General features: G+C 74.3%; 15 protein-coding genes. 5 read left to right on the forward strand and 10 right to left on the reverse strand.

What is annotated here, in order from left to right:
* Window positions 1-94: 94 nt before the first annotated feature.
* Window positions 95-1,492 (forward strand): alpha/beta hydrolase, encoded by a 1,398-nt coding sequence (locus tag A4R25_RS08215; protein WP_064446177.1) that lies wholly within the window; start codon window positions 95-97, stop codon window positions 1,490-1,492.
* Here A4R25_RS08215 and A4R25_RS08220 read toward each other — a convergent pair.
* Window positions 1,456-2,229 carry a DedA family protein gene (locus A4R25_RS08220; RefSeq protein ID WP_064446178.1) on the reverse strand — a complete coding sequence of 258 codons (774 nt, stop codon included), beginning with the start codon at window positions 2,227-2,229 and terminating at the stop codon, window positions 1,456-1,458. The genes A4R25_RS08215 and A4R25_RS08220 overlap by 37 nt on opposite strands.
* Before the next feature lie 66 nt (window positions 2,230-2,295).
* On the opposite strand from A4R25_RS08220, the gene A4R25_RS08225 reads away from it, so the two are divergent.
* On the forward strand, window positions 2,296-2,988 hold the full coding sequence (locus A4R25_RS08225) for a carbon-nitrogen hydrolase family protein (RefSeq protein WP_064446179.1): 693 nt from the start codon (window positions 2,296-2,298) through the stop codon (window positions 2,986-2,988).
* Window positions 2,989-2,991: 3 nt separating this feature from the next.
* Here the strand turns inward: A4R25_RS08225 and A4R25_RS08230 are convergent, their stop codons facing one another.
* The 4 genes from A4R25_RS08230 to A4R25_RS08245 all read right to left on the reverse strand — a co-directional run bounded on the left by A4R25_RS08230 (window position 2,992) and on the right by A4R25_RS08245 (window position 6,687).
* Entirely contained in the window at window positions 2,992-4,431 is a 1,440-nt protein-coding gene (locus tag A4R25_RS08230) for a serine/threonine protein kinase (RefSeq protein ID WP_064446180.1), read from the reverse strand.
* Window positions 4,432-4,515: 84 nt separating this feature from the next.
* On the reverse strand, window positions 4,516-5,364 hold the full coding sequence (locus A4R25_RS08235; RefSeq protein ID WP_064446517.1) for an SAM-dependent methyltransferase: 849 nt from the start codon (window positions 5,362-5,364) through the stop codon (window positions 4,516-4,518).
* A gap of 75 nt (window positions 5,365-5,439) precedes the next feature.
* Window positions 5,440-6,327, reverse strand: a complete 888-nt coding sequence (locus A4R25_RS08240) for a helix-turn-helix transcriptional regulator (RefSeq protein ID WP_064446181.1) — start codon at window positions 6,325-6,327, stop codon at window positions 5,440-5,442.
* A 102-nt stretch (window positions 6,328-6,429) separates the two neighbouring features.
* Window positions 6,430-6,687, reverse strand: a complete 258-nt coding sequence (locus A4R25_RS08245; RefSeq protein WP_030502645.1) for a DUF397 domain-containing protein — start codon at window positions 6,685-6,687, stop codon at window positions 6,430-6,432.
* 227 nt (window positions 6,688-6,914) lie between these two features.
* Here A4R25_RS08245 and A4R25_RS08250 point away from each other — a divergent pair, with 227 nt between their 5' ends.
* A complete protein-coding gene (locus tag A4R25_RS08250) occupies window positions 6,915-7,550 on the forward strand; it encodes a GGDEF domain-containing protein (RefSeq protein WP_043324610.1) in 636 nt (211 codons plus the stop codon).
* Window positions 7,551-7,673: 123 nt separating this feature from the next.
* On the opposite strand, the gene A4R25_RS08255 is transcribed toward A4R25_RS08250, so the two are convergent.
* Window positions 7,674-8,168 carry a type II toxin-antitoxin system PemK/MazF family toxin gene (locus A4R25_RS08255; RefSeq protein WP_043324613.1) on the reverse strand — a complete coding sequence of 165 codons (495 nt, stop codon included), beginning with the start codon at window positions 8,166-8,168 and terminating at the stop codon, window positions 7,674-7,676.
* Window positions 8,169-8,314: 146 nt separating this feature from the next.
* On the opposite strand from A4R25_RS08255, the gene A4R25_RS08260 reads away from it, so the two are divergent.
* Both A4R25_RS08260 and A4R25_RS08265 read left to right on the forward strand, forming a co-directional pair.
* Window positions 8,315-8,827 (forward strand): NUDIX hydrolase, encoded by a 513-nt coding sequence (locus tag A4R25_RS08260; RefSeq protein WP_043324617.1) that lies wholly within the window; start codon window positions 8,315-8,317, stop codon window positions 8,825-8,827.
* A 43-nt stretch (window positions 8,828-8,870) separates the two neighbouring features.
* Window positions 8,871-10,085: a hypothetical protein gene (locus tag A4R25_RS08265; RefSeq protein WP_064446182.1), complete on the forward strand. Its 1,215-nt coding sequence runs from the start codon at window positions 8,871-8,873 to the stop codon at window positions 10,083-10,085.
* On the opposite strand, the gene A4R25_RS08270 is transcribed toward A4R25_RS08265, so the two are convergent.
* From A4R25_RS08270 to A4R25_RS08285, 4 genes are all read right to left on the reverse strand, one after another.
* Window positions 10,031-11,680: a DUF885 domain-containing protein gene (locus A4R25_RS08270; protein ID WP_064446183.1), complete on the reverse strand. Its 1,650-nt coding sequence runs from the start codon at window positions 11,678-11,680 to the stop codon at window positions 10,031-10,033. The genes A4R25_RS08265 and A4R25_RS08270 overlap by 55 nt on opposite strands.
* A 95-nt stretch (window positions 11,681-11,775) precedes the next feature.
* The gene (locus A4R25_RS08275; protein WP_064446184.1) at window positions 11,776-17,262 is read right to left on the reverse strand and encodes a non-ribosomal peptide synthetase/MFS transporter; all 5,487 of its coding nucleotides are present in this window, start codon (window positions 17,260-17,262) and stop codon (window positions 11,776-11,778) included.
* Window positions 17,262-20,381 carry a non-ribosomal peptide synthetase gene (locus tag A4R25_RS08280; RefSeq protein WP_064446185.1) on the reverse strand — a complete coding sequence of 1,040 codons (3,120 nt, stop codon included), beginning with the start codon at window positions 20,379-20,381 and terminating at the stop codon, window positions 17,262-17,264. Before A4R25_RS08280 ends, A4R25_RS08275 begins: the two co-directional genes overlap by 1 nt.
* On the reverse strand, window positions 20,378-20,566 hold the full coding sequence (locus A4R25_RS08285) for an MbtH family NRPS accessory protein (RefSeq protein ID WP_043324625.1): 189 nt from the start codon (window positions 20,564-20,566) through the stop codon (window positions 20,378-20,380). The genes A4R25_RS08280 and A4R25_RS08285 overlap by 4 nt, the downstream gene beginning before the upstream one ends.
* Window position 20,567 lies beyond the last annotated feature (1 nt).

Raw genomic sequence — 20,567 nt, forward strand, 5'->3', positions numbered from 1 at the left:
CCGGCCTAGGTTCAGGGCGCTACCGGCCGGTAGGCATCCGTCCCGCGTCGTCACCCCCGTCCCGGGGTGGCACCGTCCCCCCGGGGGAGCAGCGATGCAGCCCTCACCCGTGCGCCGCCGGCTGCTCGCCGTCGGCGTGGCCCTCACGTTGACGCTCGGCCTCACCGGCGCGGCCCCCGCCGCCGCCACCGGACGCGACGACGGCAGCGGCCCGCTGCCCGGCTACACCATCGTCAACCCACCGCTGCCGCCACTGGTCGTCGGCGGCGCCGCCACCACCGTGCGGCAGGGCGTGCACGCCAACGCCGGGTACGTCATCGAGATCCCCGAGCACTGGAACGGCGACCTCGTCATGTGGGCGCACGGCTACCGCGGCCAGGGCACCGAGCTGTCGCCGGAGCCGCCCGGCTTCGACCTGCGGCAGCGCCTGGTGACCCAGGGGTACGCGTGGGCGTCGTCGTCGTACGACCGCAACGGCTACGACGTGCGCTCCGGCGTGCGCAGCACCCGCGCCCTGGCCGACCTGTTCAGCCGTACCGTCCGGCGCCCGCACCGGGTGCTGATCGCCGGGGTGTCGATGGGCGGTCACGTCATCGGCCGCTCGCTGGAACAGTACCCGGGCTTCTACGCCGGTGCGCTGCCGATGTGCGGGGTGCTCGGCGACCAGGAGCTGTTCGACTTCTTCCTGGACTACAACCTGGTCGCGCAGGCCCTCGCGGGGGTGCGCGCGTACCCGACGCCGCCCGACTACCTGACCTCGGCGGTGCCCCGGATCCAGGTCACGCTCGGCCTGGCCGGACTGGCTCCGGGCGGCCCCGACACCACCAACGACCTGGGCAAGCAGCTGCGCGCGGTCACCGTGGAGCGCTCCGGCGGGCCGCGGCCGGGCGCCGACGCCGCGTTCGCGGTCTGGAAGGACTTCCTGTTCGGCATCGCGGTCAGCGAGGCGGACGGCTCCCCCGCCCGGCGGCCCGGCCAGCTCGCCACGAACCTGTTCACCAGGTACGCGCCGAACCAGCCGGTCGACCTGAACGCGACGGTGCAGCGGGTCGCGCCGGAGAACCTGCGCCAGCGGCTCTCGCCGAGTCTGACCGAGGTGCCCCGGATCGCCGGGCGGCCCACCGCGCCGGTGCTGAGCCTGCACGGCCTCGGTGACCTGTTCGTGCCGTTCGGCATGGAGCAGGCGTACGCCCGGGACGTGGCCCGGCACGGCCGGTCCCGGCTGCTGGTGCAGCGGGCCGTGCGTACCGCGCAGCACTGCGAGTTCAGCCCGGCCGAGGCCGGCGCCGCCTGGGACGACCTGACCCGCTGGGTCCGCACCGGCAAGCGCCCGGCCGGCGACGCGGTCACCGACCGGCGCGCGGTGGCGGCGCCGGACTTCGGCTGCCGGTTCAGCGACCAGGCCGCCCGGGCCGCCGGGGCCGGCACCCGCCCGCTCTATCCGCCCTGCCCGGCTCAGTCCTCCTCGCGGCCGTACCAGCCGCCGCGGTAGACGGTGCCCTGCCGGGCCGACTCCGGCGCCGATTCCGGCGTCGGCGCCGCCTCCGCCGCGAGGGCGCTCCGGCGCGAGCGGCGGACCCGGCTGACCACGAACCAGCAGAACCCGGCGACCACGGCCACGATCACGATCTTCTGGAACGTGCCCGCGTACGCCTCGACCACGTGCCACTGCTCGCCGAGGAAGTACCCGGCGAGCACGAACGTGGTGTTCCAGATCAGGCTGCCCAGCGCGGTGTAGAGCAGGAACACCGGCACCGGCATGCGTTCCACCCCGGCCGGAATGGAGATGAGACTGCGGAAGATCGGAATCATCCGGCCGAAGAACACCGCCTTGACGCCGTGGCGCAGGAACCACGCCTCGGTGCGGTCCACGTCCTCCAGCTTGATCAGCGGCAGCCGCTCGGCCAGGGCGCGCATCCGGTCCCGCCCGAGGGCCGCGCCGATGTAGTAGAGCGCCAGCGCGCCCACGATCGACCCGATCGTGGTCCAGACGATCGCACCGACCAGGCTCATCCTGCCCTGGCTCGCGGTGAAGCCGGCCAGCGGCAGGATCACCTCGCTGGGAATGGGCGGGAACAGGTTCTCCAGCGCCACCGCGAGGCCGGCGCCGGGACCGCCGAGCCGTTCCATCAGGCCGGTGACCCAGCCGGTCACTCCGTCACCGGACGGCTCTGCCGCCCGCGCGGCGCTCACCCGGGGGCCGGCGAGCAGCTGTGCGTTTCCGATCATCCGACCAACGTTACGGGGCGAAGCTGCGGACGACCACGCGTCATGGAAACCATTATCGTGTACGCCATGCGTACGCCGTTGCGGATCGCCGTCGCCCAGCCGCTCACCCGCTCCGGCGACGTCGCGGGCAACGCGGCACGGCACGCCGACGCCGTGCGCGCCGCCGCGGCCCGCGTGGTGCTCTTCCCGGAGATGTCACTGACCGGGTACGAACTGGACGCCGCGCCGCTGGACCCGGACGATCCCCGGCTCGCGCCGCTGCGCGCGGCGTGCGCCGAGACCGGGACGCTGGCGCTGGCCGGCGCGCCGGTGCCCGGACCGCACATCGGGGTGCTGGCGGTCGACGCCGAGGGCGTGCGGGTGGCGTACCGGAAGATGTGCCTGGGTGGCGCGGAGCCGCAGCACATGCGGCCGGGCCGGGAGCCGGCGGTGCTCGATGTGGACGGCTGGCGGCTGGGCCTGGCGGTGTGCAAGGACACCGGCACGCCGGAGCACGCGGCGGCGACGGTGGCGCTCGGCGCGGACGCCTACCTGGCCGGGGTGCTGGAGTCGGCCGACGACGCGGCGGTGCCGGACGAACGCGCCCGCCGGGTCGCCGCCGCGCACGGCGTGTGGGTGGCGACGGCGAGTTTCGCCGGGTCGACAGGGGGCGGGTACGCGCGCGCCGCGGGTGGTTCGGGGATCTGGTCACCGGCGGGTGAGCCGGTGGCCCGCGCCGGCACGGACACCGGCGAGGTGGTCACCGCCACGCTGCGGTGACACTCAGCCCTCGTCGCCGCCGCGCAGCCGCTCGTAGCCGTCGAGCAGCTTGCGCAGCGCGGTGGCGGTGACCGGGTCGATCTTGTCGTCCTCGGCGGCGTCGTCGATCTTCTCGCGCAGGTCCTCGACCCGCTTCTCCCGGTCCTTCGGCTTGCCCCGGTCCAGCTCGGCGACCTTCTTGCGCAGGTCGTCGGCGACCTTGCGCTCGATCAGCCCGATCGACTCGGCCCGGTCGAGCAACTCGTCGAACCGGTCGCCGAGCTGCCGCAGCGTCACCGGTTCGGCCGCCGTCGACGGCGGCGCCGCGCTGCTCGGCTCGGGCGCGGGCGGCTCGGCGGCGCCGGTCGTGGGGCCAGTCGTGGGCGCGGCGGCCGGCGGGGCGCCGGAGCCGTCACCCCACACCAGCGAGCCGACCACCGCGAGTAGCAGCACCACGGCGCCGGCGACCAGCAGCCCGAACAGCCGGTTCGAGGAGACCGCCGGACGCGGCGGCGCGCCGGGACGCCCCGGCGCGACCGGGCGGGCCGTGGCGGCCGGAACCCGCTCGACCAGGGTGGGCGAATGCGTCACCGGCGCCACGGTGGGCAGGATCGCGGTCGGCGGATCCACCGGGCGGCCCGCGCCGAGCCGCTCGGCGAGCCGGGCCGCGCTCGGCCGCCGCGCCGGGTCCACGTCCAGGCAGGCCAGCACCAGGTCGGCGATCTCCGGCGGCAGGCCGGGCACCCGCGGCAGCGGCACCGGCGGCCGGGTGCGCCGCACCTCCAGCACGTCGTCCCAGCTGCGCACCGGCAGCGGGGCCCGGCCGGTGAGGCTGCGGTACAGCAGCACGCCGAGCGCGTACACGTCACCGGCCGGATGCGCCGGGCCCGGGTCGAGGCGTTCCGGGGCGAAGTAGGCGGGGGTGCCCATCAGCAGCACACCGGTCTGCCCGGTGACCGGATGCGGGCCGGCGGGCGCGGCGATGCCGAAGTCGAGCACCTTCGCGCCGGTCTCGGTGAGCATCACGTTCGCCGGTTTGATGTCGCGGTGCACCACGCCGATGCGGTGCGCCGCGGCCAGCGCCCCGGCGACCTGCCCGGCCGTGCGGACCGCGTCCGGCCAGGCCAGCGGCCCGCCGGCCAGCCGGTCGGCGAGCGTCTGCCCCTCCACCAGCTCCATCACCAGGTACGGGACCACGACGCCGCCCGCAAGCGTCGCCTCGGCGTAGTCGTACACCTGGGTCACGTGCGGGTGGGTCAGCCGCGCCGCCGCGCGGGCCTCGCGCTGGATGACCGCGCGCAGTTGCGGGTCGGCGGCGAGCTGCCCGGCGAGAACCTTGACCGCGACGGGCCGGTGCAGCACCTCGTCGTCGGCGCGCCACACCTCGGACATCCCGCCGAGGCCGATGCGCTCACGCAGGACGTAGCGGTCGTGCAGGCGCAGGGCGGGCGTGAACGGCGACATAATTCACCAGGCTGCCATGCGCGGCACCGGCCGCACCAACCCGCGCCCCCGTTTCGTCCGTGTTCCGGCGTTCTTCCGCCCGAGTCAGGGCTTGCGGGCGACCCCGCCGTACATGCTGACGTCGACCACGGACGGCCGCGGCTCCGGCTCGCCGTCGGCGCGCCACTCGGCCACCGAGCAGATGCCCGGCTCGACCAGTTCGAGGCCGTCGAAGAAGCGTACGACCTCCTCCCGGCTGCGCAGGTTGATCACGCCGTGCGGGCCACCGCCCCGGGCCGCCGCCTTCGCCTCGGCGGCCACCTCCGCGGGAAGGTAGTCGTGGGTGGCGTGCGAGGCGGCCAGGTAACTGCCGGCGGGCAGCGCGTCGAGAAGCGTGTCGACCAGCGCGTACGGGTCTTCGCCGTCGGGCACGAAGTGCAGCACCGCCAGCAGCATCAACGCCACCGGCTGGGACAGGTCGAGCGTGCGGCGCAGGTCCGGGTGGGCCAGGATCCGCTCCGGGTCGCGCAGGTCCGCGTCGAGGTAGGCGGTGACGCCGTCGGCCGAACTGGTCAGCAGCGCGCGGGCGTGGGCCAGCACGATCGGGTCGTTGTCGACGTACACCACCCGGGCGCGCGGGTCGATCGCCTGCGCCACCTCGTGGGTGTTGTCGGCGGTGGGAATGCCGGTGCCGATGTCCAGGAACTGCCGGATGCCCGCCTCACCGGCCAGGTGACGCACCGCGCGGCGCAGGAACCGCCGGTTCTCCAGCGCGCTGATCCGGATGGTCGGGAACCGGGCGGCCATCGCGTCGCCGGAGTCCCGGTCGGCCTGGAAGTTGTCCTTGCCACCGAGCCAGTAGTTGTACCGGCGGGCGGGGTGCGCCACTGTCGTGTCGATCCGGTCGCCGAGCGGCCCGGAAACGGGCGCCGTCCCTGCTGCGTCGCTGGTCAAGGCCACCTCCACGACTCGGGTCCCACCGTCCACTGTCTCCGGTGCGGATCATGGTACTGCCCGGCGCCGGTCCGGTCAGGCCGGGTACAGCTCGTCACGGAGGCGGGCCAGCAGCTCACGGGTGCGCTCCGGCGGCGCGGCCTCCACGCACAGCCGTTCCATCGCCTCGGCGTAGAACTCGAGGTCGTCGCGCTTGTCCAGGTAGATCGCGCTGGTCAGCTGCTCGATGTAGACGATGTCCGGCAGGTCCGCGTCGCCGAAGCGCAGGATGCTGAAGGCCCCGCTGGCCGCGGCGTGCCCGCCGGCGGAGAACGGGACGATCTGCAGCCGTACGTGCGGCGCGGCGGTCGCCTCGATCAGCGCGTCCAGCTGCTCGCGCATCACCGCGGCCCCGCCGATCGGGCGGCGCAGCGCCGCCTCGTCGAGCACCGCCCACAACTGCGGCGGGTTGCTGCGGCGCAGCAGCTCCTTGCGCTGCATCCGCAGCTCCACCCGCCGGTCCAGCTCCGCCGCCGACGCGCCGCGGTGCCCGAGCAGGATCACCTGCCGGGCGTACGCGGCGGTCTGCAGCAGCCCGGGCACGAACTGCACCTCGTACGTGCGGATCAGCGCGGCGGCGGCCTCCAGGCCCAGGTACGCCTGGAACCACGCGGGGAGCACGTCACCGTAGCGGTGCCACCAGCCCGGGCTGTTCGCGTCCCGGGCGAGCTTGAGCAGCGACTCGCGTTCGCCGGCGTCGGTCACGCCGTAGAGCGTGAGCAGGTCGGCCACGTCGCGCTCCTTGAAGCCGACGCGGCCCAGCTCCATCCGGCTGATCTTCGACTCGGAGGAGCGGATCTCCCAGCCGGCCGTCTCCCGGCTGACCCCGGCCCTCTCACGGAGCCGCCGCAGCTGCCCACCGAGCAACATGCGCAGCACGGTGGGCCCGCTTGTCGGACCACCCTCGACGGGCACCGTCACCACCTGACCGCCCTCGCATCCCGACTGCCCCGGCCGGGCGCCCCCCGGCCGACGAGTAAGCATGCCATGAACCGACAGTGAGGTGAACTCCTCCGGAGCGGTTAATCAGTCCCGTGTGCGGGACGGCGGGATCAGGTGGTCGAAGTCGCCGTCGCGCGCGCCGAGCACGAAGGCGGCGATCTCGTCCACTGTGTAGATCAGCGCCGGGCCCTCCGGGTGCCGGGAGTTTCGGACCGCGATTCCGGTGCCACCGGGCAGCTCGGCCAACTCGACGCAGTTGCCGCTGGGGTTGCTGCGACGACTCTTCGACCAGCGCATCGGGGGCAGCTCGGGCACGGGCACACCGTTCGGCGGTTGTTGCATGGGCGTCCTTCGGGATGAGCCAGCCGAGGCCGCGGGGAGGAGCGGTGGGTGGCGACGTCTGTCGACTGAGGAGTGAGATGCACGTGCATCTGCTATTGCATCTGCAATGGACGGAGAGCATGATAGCCGAAACGTACGGTGTGCCGGGTCGCTCACATTCGGTGACCCGAACCCGGCCTCCGGATGCCGCCGCGCGCGGCTAGGGGACTGCGGTGAGGAGGACGCGCGTGCCGGATCCGATGACCGTCGCCTCCGGCATATCCGCCGCGGGGGCCCTCATCTCGGCCTGGCAGTTGCGCCGCCGCGCCGTACGCGCCGAGGCCGAGATCGAGCTGCTCCAGGCCGAACTGGCCGCCGAACGGCACGCGGCCAGCCACGACCCGCTCACCGGCCTGCCCAACCGCCGCGCGTTCTTCCGGCTCGCCGCCACCCTGCTCACCGACCCGGCCGGCCAGCCACTGGTAGCGGTCGTGCTCGACCTGGACAACTTCAAGCAGGTGAACGACCGCTACGGGCACGCCGCCGGCGACCAGGTGCTGATCAGCGTCGCGCAGCGGCTCGCCGCGTTCGCCGGCAACAACCTGGTGGCCCGCCTCGGCGGCGACGAGTTCGCCGGCCTGCTGGCCAGCCCCACGGCCGACCGCCGGTGGATCGAGCACGCCACGCGGCGGCTCTGCGAGGCGCTCGCCGCGCCCATCCCGCTGGGCGCGCGCAGCATCCAGGTCACCGCCTCGGTCGGGCTCGCGCCGGTGCACTGCCCGACGCAGCTCACCGACGCGCTGTGCCGCGCCGACGCCGCCATGTACGAGGCGAAGACGCTCGGCGCGGCCCGCCCGACCCGGCAGCTCGTCGCGGAGTACTGACCGGCCCGGCCCAGGGCGCCCACGTGCCCGGCCGGTCCGTGTGCTCAGCCAATCAGCGTGGCCGGTCGGTCCGCGTTCCCGGCCGGCGCGGCTACCTGACTGGCGCGGGTCCCGGGCGCGCGGTCAGCGCCAGCCGTAGCCGGCGCGCAGCGCCTGCCCGACCCGGTCGAACCGTGGCCGGTCCAGCACCGCGCCCTCGCGGCGGATGCTGTCCTCGCGCATGGTGAGCACCCGGTCCAGGCGCACCCAGGAGGGCCGGTTGTCCCGGTCCCACTCCCCCGGGCCGAGCGCCAGCCAGTGCCGCTGGCCGTCCCGGTCGCTCTGGCTGGACAGCATCAGCCCGAACAGGGTGCGGCTGTGCCGTCCGACCACCAGCACCGGGCGGTCCTTGCCCTGGCGGGGGTCGTCCTCGTAGGGCACCCACGTCCAGACGATCTCGCCCGGGTCGGCCTGGCCGTCCGGCTCCGGCGCGTACGACAACTCGCGGCGCTGCAGCGCGTTGACCTGCCGGCGGCGCGCGACCTGAGCCGGGATCGGCGCGCCCGGGCGGGGCGGGGCGGGCACAGCCCGGGTGATCCGGCCGAGCCGCGACGCCACGTTCTTCAACAGACCTGCCACGGCGGGCAGCCTATCGGCCGGGGTACGACCGCCCGGGAATCGGGTCGCCCGGTCGGGTGGACGGTGCCGTGCGGGATGCCCCTGTTAATAGGGGGCCCCTCTACTACCGGAGGCGTTAATAAGGGGCCCTTCCTTACGCTGGGGGCGTGCGGCTACCCGATGATCTGCCGGTGTTCGAGCGCAGCGCGGTACGGCTGGTGGTGCTCGACGCCACCGACCACCTGCTGCTGTTCCACACCCGCGACCCGGACCACCCCGACCTCGGCGTGTGGTGGGAGCTACCCGGCGGCGGGCTGGACCCGGGCGAGACCTACCGGGAGGCGGCGGTCCGCGAACTGCGCGAGGAGACCGGCATCGCGATCGGTCCGGACGAGGTGGGCGCGCCGACGTGGCGGCGGCGGGCCAGCTTCCGGCACCGGCAGCGCCGCCACCTCCAGGACGAGGTGATCGTGGCGGTACGGCTGCCCGGCCCCGGACCGGACGTGGACGAGGCGCTGCGGCTGGACTACGAGGTGGAGGACTACTTCGGGTTCCGCTGGTGGCCGCTGGCCGAGGTGCTCGCCGAGCGGCCGCGCTGCTATCCCGGGCGGCTGCCCGAACTGCTGCCCGCGTTCCTGGCCGGCGAGGAGATCGACGAGCCGTTCGAGCTGTGGTCCTGAGCGCGGGCGTGCCACCCGGCGCGTGAGCGGGCAGAGTGGAGCCGTGACTCCCCTGCACGCACCACTGGCCCGTTACGCCGAGCGGCTGCACCGCGCCGCCGGCGACACCCACCACGTCGCCTCGCCGCTGGGCGCGTGGCTGCTGCTGGCGCTGACCGGCCCGGCCGCCACCGGCGAGACCCGGGCGGCGCTGGCCGAGGCGCTCGACGCCGACCCGGACGACGCCGCCGCGGAGGCCCGGGCGCTGCTCGCCGCGCCGCACCCGATGGTCGCCGCGGCCACCGCGCTGTGGGAGCGCGCTCCCGCGCCGGAGCTGACCGCGTGGCGGGCCGCGCTGCCGGAGAGCACCGAACGCGGTCCGCTGCCCGACCAGGCCACGCTGGACGGCTGGGCCCGGGAGCGTACCGGCGGGCTGATCGACAGCTTCCCCGTCGACGTCACCCCGGACACGCTGCTGCTCCTGGCCAACGCGCTGGCCACCCGCGTGTCGTGGGCCGACCCGTTCGACACCGTCCCCGGCGCGGAGCTGGGTGCGGACAGCGCCTGGTCGGGCCGGCTGAGCCGGGTGCTGCGTACGCCGCCGTTCGGGCACCGGTGCTGGGTGGCGGCCACCGACCGGGCCGGTGACGTGGCGGCGCACGCGGTGCCGGCCCGCACCGGCGACGACGGCGCCGGAATGCTCGTGGTGTCGGTGGCCGCCGCGCCCGACGTGCCCGCCGCAGACGTGCTGGCCGCCGCGCAGGAGCTGGCGAGCGCCGCCGCGCTCCTGCCGGACGCCATGCCGGGCCGCCGGTCGCTGTTCGACCTGCCGCTGGGCGAGACGCCGCTGTGGACGCTGCGGGAGGAGCCGACCCGGACGTACGCGGACGACGGCCGGGAGGAACGCGCCACCGCGGTGCTGCCGTGCTGGTCGGCGCAGAGCCGACACGACCTGGCCACGCCCGGGTTCGGCTTCGACGCGGCGGCGCAGGCACTCGGCGAGCTGCTGGGCCTGGCCGGGCCGAGGTTCGACGCCGCGCAGTCCGCGGTGGCCCGGTTCGGCCGCTACGGCTTCGAGGCCGCCGCGGTGACCGCGTTCGGCCGGGCGACAGCGCTGCCGCCGGAGGGTGTCGCCCGCGTCGCGGAGCTGCGCTTCGGTCACCCGTACGCGGTGGTCGCGGTGACCACCGACCCGGCCGGCGGCCCGTGGCACGCGCTGCCTGTCTACTCCGCCTGGGTGGCCGACCCGGAGGAGCTGCCCGCCGACGAGGCCGGATAGGCGGGAAGCGCGCTCGCGAGCTGGTCCAGTCCCAGCGAGCCGAGTTCCAGCGCCCGGTTGTGGAACGCGCGCCGGTCGCCGGGGAACGCCGCGCGTCCGTCCCGCCACACCCGCTCCCCCACCTTGTAGGTGAGCGCCTGCCCGGGCCGGCCCAGGTACCGGGCCACTTCCAGTGGCGCGTACGGGCCCTGGTGGCAGCGGTCGCGCAGCAGGTCCAGCGCGGCCTGCGGCGTCCACGGCGTGCTGCCCGACGGCTCCGGCAGCTTCAGGTGCAGGCCGATGTCGAGCACCACCCGGGCCGCCCGCAGCAACTGCATGAACAGGTGGCCCAGCCGGGCGCCCGGCTGCTCGTAGAGTCCGAGTTCGTCCATCAGCCCTTCGGCGTACAGGGCCCAGCCCTCCTGGGCGCCGGAGAGCCCGCCGAGCAGGTTCAGCCGCTGCCCGGGGCCGCCCCGGCACGCCTCCGAGCCGAGGTGCAGGTGGTGGCCGGGGACGCCCTCGTGGTACGCGGTGCTGTACGCCCACCAGGTCGGAAAGCGCTCCTGACCGTCGGGCAGCAGCCACGAGACCCGGCCCGGCCGGGTCAGGTCCCGCGACGGCGCGATGTAGGCGGTGCCGCCCGACGTGGTGACCCGGGACTCGATGCGGCGCAGCGGCGCGGGGATGTCGAAGTGCGTGCCGTGCATCCGCTCGGTGGTGGCCTCCAGCAGCTCCTGGAGCCAGGCGGCGAACTCGTCCCGGCTGCGCAGCACACCTGGCGCGTCGGGGCGGTCGAGCCGTTGAAGCACCTCGGGCACGGCGCCACCCAGGGTTTTCGCCTCCGCGACCAGGTCCGCCTCGATGGCGGTGAACTCGTCCCAGCCCCACTCGTACAGCTCGCGCAGGTCCGGTTCCGTGCCGAGGAAGGTCCGCACCCAGAGGGCGTACCGCGCCGGGCCGAACGCCTCGTCGTCGCGCGCGAGCGGCGCGAGGTCCGCGGTGAGCGTCGTGGCGAACCTCCGGTACGCCTCCCGCGCGTCCCGCGCCGCCGCCTGCAACGACGCGCGCTGCGGGCCGTCGCCGTAGCGCTGCACGAGCGCCGTGTCCTCGTCGATCCAGGTGCGGCAGCGCTGCGTCACCAGGTCCACCTGGCGTCGTGTGGGCAGGTGACCGCGTTCGGCGGCGACCAGCAGGCTGCGGGCGTACCCGTCGAGTGCCGCCGGGATCGCGGCCTGGCGCGCGCCGACGCGGGCCCAGCCGTCCTCGTAGGCCGCGCGCCCGGCGTCGCGGCCCGGGACCGCTGATTCGACGCACTGGCGGATGAGCTGGAGCGGGCCGGTGGCCGCGACGTGCAGTTCCCGCAGGTCCTCCCCGGCGTCGTGGAAGGCGATCCGGGCGCGCAGCCGTTCGGCGAGGTGCTCGTGCAGCGGGCTCGGGGCGGGCAGCGCCTCGATCCGGCGCAGGGCGCGCGCGGCGAGATCGGCGCGGGCCTGGTGACCCTCCGGGCTGTAGTCGGTGAGCCCGTCGACGTCCTGCTCACCGGCCTCGACCACCGCCACACACGGATCGAGGCGCCCCATCTCCCGCAGCAGCGCGTCGGTGACGTCCTCGCCCATCGCACCGATGCTACCCCCGGTGATCAAGGAGTTCGTGCCGGCCGGAAGGCCCGGAAAGGACACGAACTCCTTGATCAACCGGATGGGGGGCGGGGTCAGACCGAGACGAGCTCCTTCTTCTCCGCCTTGGCGGCCAGACGCTTCTCACGCTCCTGGGCGCCGATCAGGTCGTCCGGCAGGGAATCCTCCACCTCGATGTCGAAGCGGCGCAGCAGCCGGATCGCGAACCCGCCGAGCGTGACCAGGACCAGCGCCGCGCCGAAACAGATGTACGCGAACCCGATGCCCCGGCCCGGTCCGGTGCCGATCACCGCGCCCACCGTGCCGGCCAGCGCTCCGCCGGGCGCGAGCATCGGCTCGAACAGCGCGGTGGCGCCCGGCGCCAGCAGCGCGAACCCGATCGGCAGCGTGGACCAGGAGATGGTCTGGTTGAGGCTGAACACCCGGCCGTGGAAGCGCTGCGGCACCTTCACCTGGACGATCGTCGCGTAGATCGACTGCGCGGTGGTCATCGACATGGCCAGCCAGCAGAACCCGACGCAGATCATCGCCACCGAGGCGTCCAGGCCGATCAGCATGCAGCCGATCGCGGTGCCCAGGTTGCCGATCAGCACGCCGATCATGCGGCGCTTGCGCGGCCCGCCCCACAGCGACATGAGGATGCCGCCGAGCACCGCGCCGACCGCCTCGGCCAGCGCGACCTGGGCGACCTGGGTGGGGCTGCCGAACGACAGCACCAACGGGGTGATCAGCACCAGCGCGGGCGCCAGGAAGATGTTGCCCAGCGCGAAGTAGCCGAGCATCAGCCGGAATCCGCGGTGCCGCCAGGAGTAGCGCATGCCGTTGGCGATGGCCACCAGCAGCCGCTCCCGGGGCCGCCAGCCGAGCGCGTCCGGGAAGCGGACCACGGCGAGCGTGAGCACCGCGAGCACGTAGCTGGCCACGTCGACGAGCAGGATGCCCTTCAGGTCGATGGTGGCGAGCAGGCCGGCCGCGAACGCCGGCATGAGCAGCGTGGCCACACCGGTGGACAGCTGGGTGATGCCCATGGCGTGCCCGAGGTAGCGCTTGGGCACCAGCTGCGGCACCGCCGACTGGAACGCGATCCGCTGGAACGACCCGGCCACCGAACTCAGTGCCACCAGCAGGTAGATGTGCCAGAGCACCAGGTTGTCGGTCCACAGCAGGCTGGCCAGCACCAACTGGATGGAGCCGGCGAAGCAGCTGGCCGTCATCATGATCCGGCGGCGGCTGACCCGGTCCACCAGCGCGCCGGCCACCGGCAGCATGAGCACGCCGCAGATCAGCGCCAGCGCCCACAGCAGACCGAGGTCGGCCACCGAGCCGGTGCGGTTGAACAGCCAGATCGGCAGCGCGAACGCGGTCAGCGCGGAGCCGGTGCTGGAGACGAGCTGCCCGACCGTGATGGCCAGGAAGCGGCCCATGCTCGGCTTGACCGCGGTGCTGGCCTTGCGGGCCACGCCCACGCGCAGCGTGTCCGCCACCGCCCAGCCGGCGTCCTCACCCCGCGCCTGCGGGCTCAGCGCGCCGATGTCACCGGCGACCACCGCCGGGTGCGCCTGCGTGACGATCTCGGCCAGCTCCTCGGCGCGGTACTTCAGGAAGAAGTGACCGGCCTGGTCGAGCACGACCAGCCCGAGCGTGTCGCTGAGGAACTGCCACTCGGTGTACCGCTCGCGGTAGTAGTCGGTGACCGGGTCCTCGGAGCCGACCACCGAGATGATCGGCGCGCGCAGCTTCGTCGCCTGCTTGTCCAGCAGCCGGGTGAAGTACTCCTCCGAGGCGCGGGAGTCGGCCCGCATGTTGCTGATGATCCGGTCGGCCTGCTCCGGGTCCAGCTCGTCGGTGTCCACGCCCATCGACTTGAGCCAGCTCGCGTAGTGCTTGTTGCTGCGCAGTTGCTCCAGCTTGTTGCGGGCCGCCGAGAAGACGCCCTTGGGGCGGGCGAACGGGAACATCGCGCCGATGTAGACGGCCTCCAGGTCCCGGCCGGCCGCCTCGACCTTGCGGGCCACCTCGGCGACGATCGCGCTGCCCACGCCGCAGTGGCCGTACAGGGCGATCGGTCCCTCGACCCGCTCCAGGATCTCGTCGGCGACCCGGCTGGTCAGCTCCTCGAACGGCAGCGCGTCCTCGGTGAGGCCGACGTCGTGGCCGGGGATGGCCAGCGACCACAGCCCGTACCCGGCCGGCAGCGCGTCGGCCAGCGGCTGGTAGACGATGGCGCTGCCGCCGCCGTACGGCACGCAGACGTACGTCAGCACCCGCTTGCCCGCCGGGATCGGCTTGGTCAGCTCGTAGAGCAGCCGGCGCGGCCCCTCCTGGGCGGCGTCGCCGGAGATGAACGCGGCCAGGTCGCGGATGGTGCGCTGCTGGAACAGGTCCATCACGCCGACCGCCCGGCCGCCCAGCTCCGCCTTGCGGATCTTCGCGACCACCTGGGTGGCGAGCATCGAGTGCCCGCCCAGGTCGAAGAAGTCGTCGTCGATGCCGAGCGTGTCCACGCCGAGCACCTCGGACCAGATCGCGGCCAGCGCCCGCTCGGTGTCGTCGCGCGGCTCGACCAGCGCCACCGACGCCTCGCGGGTGACCACCGGCGCGGGCAGCGCCTTGCGGTCCAGCTTGCCGTTCGGGGTCAGCGGCAGCGCGTCGAGCGTGACGAACGCGGCCGGCACCATGTACTCGGGCAGCGTGTCCTTCAGCGCCGCCTTCAGCCCGGCGTGCTCGGCCGCCCCCACCAGGTACGCGGTGAGCCGCTTGTCGCCCGGGCTGTCCTCCCGGACGATCACCGTGGCCTCGGTGACGCCCGGCTGCTCGCGCAGCGCGCTCTCGATCTCGCCCAGCTCGATGCGCAGGCCGCGCAGCTTGACCTGGTGGTCGATGCGGCCCAGGAACTCGATCACCCCGGCGCCGTCCGGGCCGATCACCCAGCGGGCCAGGTCGCCGGTGCGGTAGAGGCGGGCGCCCGGCTCGGAGGAGAACGGGTCGGGGACGAACTTCTCCGCGGTCAGCGCCGGCCGGCGGTGGTAGCCGCGGGCCAGCCCGACACCGCCGATGTGCAGCTCGCCGGCCACCCCGACCGGGCACTGCGCGCCGGACGGGTCGAGCACGTGCAGCCGCAGGTTGGCGATCGGCGCGCCGATCGGCACGCTGGTCACCTGCGCCAGCCGGTCCGGCTCGCACGCCCAGGCGGTCACGTCGATGGCCGCCTCGGTCGGGCCGTACAAGTTGTGCAGGCCGCACCAGGGCAGCCGGGCGGTGAAGTCGGCCGCCGAGGCCAGCGGCAGTTCCTCGCCGGAGCAGATCACCCGGCGCAGCGCGGTGGCCGCCTCCACGCCGTCCTCGGCGAGGAAGACGGTGAGCATCGACGGGACGAAGTGGGCGGTGGTGATCCGCTCGGACACCAGCAGGTCACGCAGGTAGCCGGCGTCCTTGTGGCCGCCCGGCTTGGCCAGCACCAGGCGCGCGCCGGTGCGCAGCGGCCAGAAGAACTCCCACACCGACACGTCGAAGCTCGCCGGGGTCTTCTGGAGCACCGCGTCGTCGGCGCCGAGGCGGTACGTCTTCTGCATCCAGTCGAGCCGGTTGACGATGCCCCGGTGCGTGTTCGGCACGCCCTTCGGGCGGCCGGTGGAGCCGGAGGTGTAGATGACGTACGCCAGGTGCTCCGGCCCGGCGGCGGGCGCCGGATCGGTGTCGGGCTGACCGCTCCACACGGTGGCGTCGTCCAGTTCGAGCACCGTGGCGCCGGTGTCGGGCAGCACGTCGCGCAGGTGCGACTGGACCAGCACCACCGGCGCGTCCGCGTCGCCGACCATGAACGCGAGCCGGTCGGCCGGGTACTCCGGGTCCAGCGGCAGGTACGCGCCGCCCGCCTTGAGCACACCGAGCAGGCCGGCGACCAGTTCCACCGAGCGTTCCGCGCAGACCCCGACCAGGGTCTCCGGGCCGACGCCAGCCGCGCGCAGCCGGTGCGCGACGCGGTTGGCCTGCGCGTTCAGCTCGGCGTACGTGCGGCTGTGGCCGTCGATGGTGACCGCCACCGCGTCCGGGGTGGCCGCGGCGCGCTCCTCGATCGGGCCGTGCAGCGTCTCGGCGCGCGGGAAGTCCGCGCTGGTGTCGTTCCAGGCGGCCAGCAGCTCCCGCTCGGCGGCGGGCAGCAGCGGCAGCCGGGAGACCGGGGTGTCCGGCGCGGCGACGACCGCGTCCAGCAGGGCGGTCCACCGCTGCGCCATCCGCTCCACGGTGGCCCGGTCGAACAGGTCGGTGTTGAAGACCAGCTTGCCCCAGAGCCCGTCGACGGTCTCGACCGCGTGCAGCTCGAAGTCGAACCGGGTGGCCCGCAACTCCATCGGGGTCCAGGTGAACGTGACCTCGTCGGTACGGGACACGCCGGTGAACCGGCCCATCTCGTAGTTCTGCAGCACGAACATGGCCTGGAACACCGGGGAGCGGCTGACGTCGCGCGGCAGGCCCAGCTCGTGCACGACCTTGGCGAACGGCACCTCGGCGTGCTCGAAACCGTCCAGCACGGTGCGGCGGGTGCGCTCCAGCAGCTCGGCGAAGGTCGGGTCGTCGCCCAGGTCGGCGCGCAGCGGCAGCATGTTGATGAACATGCCGACGAGGTTCTCCAGCTCCGGCGCGGACCGTCCGGCGACCGACGCGCCGATGGCGAAGTCGTCCTGGCCGGAGTGCCGGGCCAGCAGCACCTGGTACGCGGCGAGCAACGTCATGAACAGCGTGCCGCCGCTGTCGCGGGTGAGCGTGTTGAGCGCCTCGGTGGCGGCCGGGTCGAGCTGGAACTCGACGAAGTCGCCCCGGTAGGTCTGGGTGGCCGGGCGGGGCCGGTCCAGCGGCAGTTCCAGCGGGGTGATGCCGGCCAGCCGCTGCTTCCAGTAGTCGACGTGCGCCCGCGCCTGCGGGCCGTCCAGCTCCTGGGCCTCCCAGACGGCGAAGTCGCCGTACTGGATCGGCAGGGCGGGCGGCTCGCCGCCCCGGTAGAGCGTGATCAGGTCACGCAGCAGCACGTCCACCGACCAGCCGTCGCCGACGATGTGGTGCTGGGCCAGGAACAGCACGTGGTCGTCGGCGGCGAGCCGGATCAGCAGGGCCCGCAGCAGCGGCCCCTCGGCGAGGTCGAACGGCTCGGCCGCCGCCGCCTCGACCAGCACCTGCGCGGCGGCCTCGTCGGGCGCGTCCACCACCGTCAGCGGCACGTCCGCGGTGTCCGCGATCACCACCGTGGGGCGGCCGTCGGAGTCGGCCGGGAAGCGGGTGCGCTGCGACTCGTGCCGGTCCGCGAGCGCGGTCAGGGCGGCGCGCAGCGCGTCCACGTCGAGCGGTCCGCGCACCCGCAGCGGCACCGCGATGTGGTACGCCGCCTCGCCCGGGGCGAGCTGGTCCATGAACCAGACCCGCTCCTGGGCGTAGGACAGCGGCACCTCGGCGCCGGCCGGGCGGGGGGTGATCCGGGCCGCGGTTGCGGTCTGGCGGGCGCGTAGCCGTCGGGCGATCAGCGCCTGCCGGGCCGCCTCGCGGGCCGGATCCTTCAGGTCGGTCATCAGTTGGTTCCCTCTTCCGCCGCGAGCAGCGCGGCGACCTCGGTGTCGGAGAGACCGTCGAGCTCGGCGGCGATCCGCTGTTCGATCTGGGCGGCCAGGTCCGCCACCACGGGGCTGCTGAACAGCGCCCGCATGGGCAGCTCCACGTCCACCTCGGCGCGGATGCGGGCCATCGCCCGCATGCCGCGCAGCGAGTTGCCACCGAGGGCGAAGAAATCGTCGTGCGCGCCGACCTTCTCCACCTGGAGGATGTCGGCGTACACCTCGGCGACCAGGGCCTCAGCCTCGGTGCGGGGCGCGACGTAGCTGTCCTGCGCCGTCTCGGCCGTCGCCGGGGCGGGCAGCGCGGCGCGGTCCAGCTTGCCGTTCGGGGTCAGCGGCAGCGCGTCCAGCCGGACCAGGGCGGCCGGCACCAGGTGCGCCGGCAGCTCGCGGGCCAGTTCGGCGCGGACCGAGTCCTCGTGGGCCGGGCCCACCAGGTAGCCGACGAGCATCGGCTCGCCGCCGTCGGCGCGGACCGCCGCGGCGGCGGCCCGTACGTCCGGGTGGGCCAGCAGCGCCGCCTCGACCTCGCCCAGCTCGATCCGCATGCCGCGCACCTTGACCTGGTCGTCGCGGCGGCCCAGGTAGTCCAGCGTGCCGTCGGCGCGCCAGCGGGCCAGGTCGCCGGTGGCGTACATCCGGGCGCCGGGCGGGCCGTACGGGCAGGGCAGGAACCGCTCGGCGGTCAGGCCGGGCCGCTCGTGGTAGCCGCGGGCGAGCTGCGTGCCGGTGACGTACAGCTCCCCCACCACGCCCGGCGGCACCGGGCGCAGCGCGGTGTCGAGCAGCAGCGCCCGGGTGTTCCAGGTGGGCGTGCCGATCGGCACCGGGCCGGCCGGGACCGGCTCGCCGGGGGCGATGCGGGCCGCGACGCAGCCCACAGTGGCCTCGGTCGGGCCGTACTCGTTGATCACCGCCACGTCGGGGTGCGCGGCCCGCCAGGCGGCGAGCTGCTCCCCGGTCAGCGCCTCGCCGCCGATGACCAGGTCGGTCGTCGGTGACAGCTCGCCGTCGAGCAGCGGCAGGTGGCTCGGCGTGACCTTGAGGAAGGTCGGCCGCCCACCGGCGCGGGCGGCGGGCTCGTCGATCGCGGCGAGCCGTACCGTGCCGCCTGCGGTGAGCGTGCCGAGCAGGCCGGTGACGGTGAGGTCGAACGAGGCCGGCGAGTGCAGCAGCGCCACCCCGGAAAGCCCCGGGTAGGTGGCCCGGGCCCAGGCCAGGTACGCGGTCACCGCCCGGTGCTCGACCACCACGCCCTTGGGCCGGCCGGTGGAGCCGGAGGTGTAGAGCACGTACGCGGGGTGCTCGGGGCGCAGCGGGGCGCCCCGGTCGGCGTCGGTGAGGTCGTCGCCGGGCTGGTCGGAGCCGACCTCGCCGTCGAGCACCAGCGCGTCGCCGGGCACCAGGGCGGCGGTGTCCGGGTCGGCCACCACCAGCGCGGGCGCGGCGTCGGTGAGCAGGTACGCGATCCGCCCGGCCGGGTACGTGGTGTCCACCGGCACGTACGCGGCGCCGGCCTTCAGCACGGCGAGCATCGCCACGACGAGGTCGCAGGAGCGGGGCAGGGCCAGCGCGACCCGGGTCTCCGGGCCGGCCCCGCGCGCCACCAGCAGCCGGGCCAGCCGGTTCGCGGCGGTGTTCAGCTCGGCGTAGCGCAGCGTCGCGCCGTCGCAGACCAGCGCCGGCTCGTCCGGGGTGGCGGCGGCCTGCCGCTGCACCTCGTCGACCACAGTGGTCGCCGGCACGTCGTGGGCGGTGTCGTTCCAGGCGCCCAGCACCAGGTCATGTTCGTCGTCGGTGAGCAGCGGCAGCGCGGCGACGGTGCGCTGCGGCTCGGCGACGGCGGCGGCCAGCAGCCGCACGTAGCGGCGCACCACCGCCTCGGCGGTCTCCCGGTCGAACAGCTCGGTCCGGTAGACCAGGCGGCACTCCCCGGTGGTGATGTCGAAGGCCAGGTCGTCCTTCGTGGTGCCCAGCTCCACCGGGTCGAGGCCGGAGTCCGGAATCCAGTTCAGGGCGGTCTGGAAGATCGGCTGCACCGACGGGTCCCGCTGCGGGTCGACCGCCTCGACGATCTTCTGGAACGGCGCCTGGCCGTGCTCCATGGCGTCGATCAAGCCGTTGCGGATCCGGCCGAGCAGCGCCGCGAACGCCGGGTCGCCGGAGACGTCGCAGCGCAGCGCCACCGGGTTGACGAACATGCCGATCAGCGGCGCCAGCTCCGGGTTGTCGCGGCCCGCGGTGGCCACCCCCACCACCACGTCGGTGTCGCCGGAGATCCGCGACAGCAGCGCCGCGAAACCGGCCAGCAGCACCATGTACGGGGTGGCCTGCGCGCCGGTGGCCAGCGTGCCGATCCGGTCCAGCAGCCCGTCGGGCAGCGTGAAGCGCACCTCGTCACCGGCGAACCCGAGCTGGCCCGGACGGGGCCGGTCCAGCGGCAGGCCGATCACCGGCGGCGCTCCGGCCAGGTGGCCGGTCCAGAAGGCGAGCTGCCGGTCCAGTTCCTCGCCGGTGAGCTGCTGGCGCTGCCAGACCGCGAAGTCGGCGTACTGGATGGGCAGCTCGGGCACGGCGGGCTCGGCGCCGGTGCGCGCGGCCTCGCAGAACGCGACCAGTTCGTGGTGGAACAGCACCGCCGAGTGGCTGTCGAAGACGGCGTGGTGCGCCACGAACGCCAGCGCGAGCCCGTCCTCCATGCGGATCAGCCGGGCCCGCCACAGCGGCGCGGCGTCCATCGGGATCGGGGCGCGCGCCATCTCGCCGCGGATCCGCTCGAACTCGCCGCGCTGCTCACCGGCGGGCAGATGGGTGACGTCGGTGACGGGCAGCGGCGCCGGCTCGTGGGCGCGCACGACCTGCACCAGCGCGCCGTCGTCGACCCGCAGGTGGGTACGCAGCGCCTCGTGCCGGGCGATCACCCGGTTGACCACGTCGCCGGCCGTCTCGGCGTCCACGTCGGCGGGGAACATCCACGGGAAGGAGACGTTGAACACCGGCGACCCGGCGTCGAGCTGGTTGGCCATCCACACCCGCTCCTGGGCGTAGGAGGCCGGGAACGTCCACTCCTGGGTCATGAGAGGGCCTCGCGCACCGAGCGGGGACGCATGTCGGTCCAGACCTCGTCCACGTGGGCCAGGCACTCCTCGCGGCTGCCGGCGAAGCCGGTGTCGTGCCAGCCGGCGGGCAGCTCGCGGTCGGCCGACCAGATCGAGTACTGCTCCTCGTCGTTGCGGACGACCAGGAATCGGGATTCGGCCATG

The sequence above is a fragment of the Micromonospora sp. NBRC 110037 genome (assembly GCF_001652995.1).
Lineage (GTDB): Bacteria > Actinomycetota > Actinomycetes > Mycobacteriales > Micromonosporaceae > Micromonospora > Micromonospora chalcea.

What these genes read in the sequence shown, in the direction of transcription:
- A4R25_RS08220 (WP_064446178.1), bottom strand. Translation starts at nt 2,229, where the DNA reads ATGATCGGAAACGCACAGCTGCTCGCCGGCCCCCGGGTGAGCGCCGCG.
- A4R25_RS08275 (WP_064446184.1), bottom strand. Translation starts at nt 17,262, where the DNA reads ATGACCGACCTGAAGGATCCGGCCCGCGAGGCGGCCCGGCAGGCGCTG.
- A4R25_RS08230 (WP_064446180.1), bottom strand. Translation starts at nt 4,431, where the DNA reads ATGTCGCCGTTCACGCCCGCCCTGCGCCTGCACGACCGCTACGTCCTG.
- A4R25_RS08245 (WP_030502645.1), bottom strand. Translation starts at nt 6,687, where the DNA reads ATGCAACAACCGCCGAACGGTGTGCCCGTGCCCGAGCTGCCCCCGATG.
- A4R25_RS08285 (WP_043324625.1), bottom strand. Translation starts at nt 20,566, where the DNA reads ATGGCCGAATCCCGATTCCTGGTCGTCCGCAACGACGAGGAGCAGTAC.
- A4R25_RS08225 (WP_064446179.1), top strand. Translation starts at nt 2,296, where the DNA reads ATGCGTACGCCGTTGCGGATCGCCGTCGCCCAGCCGCTCACCCGCTCC.
- A4R25_RS08215 (WP_064446177.1), top strand. Translation starts at nt 95, where the DNA reads ATGCAGCCCTCACCCGTGCGCCGCCGGCTGCTCGCCGTCGGCGTGGCC.
- A4R25_RS08280 (WP_064446185.1), bottom strand. Translation starts at nt 20,381, where the DNA reads ATGACCCAGGAGTGGACGTTCCCGGCCTCCTACGCCCAGGAGCGGGTG.
- A4R25_RS08270 (WP_064446183.1), bottom strand. Translation starts at nt 11,680, where the DNA reads ATGGGCGAGGACGTCACCGACGCGCTGCTGCGGGAGATGGGGCGCCTC.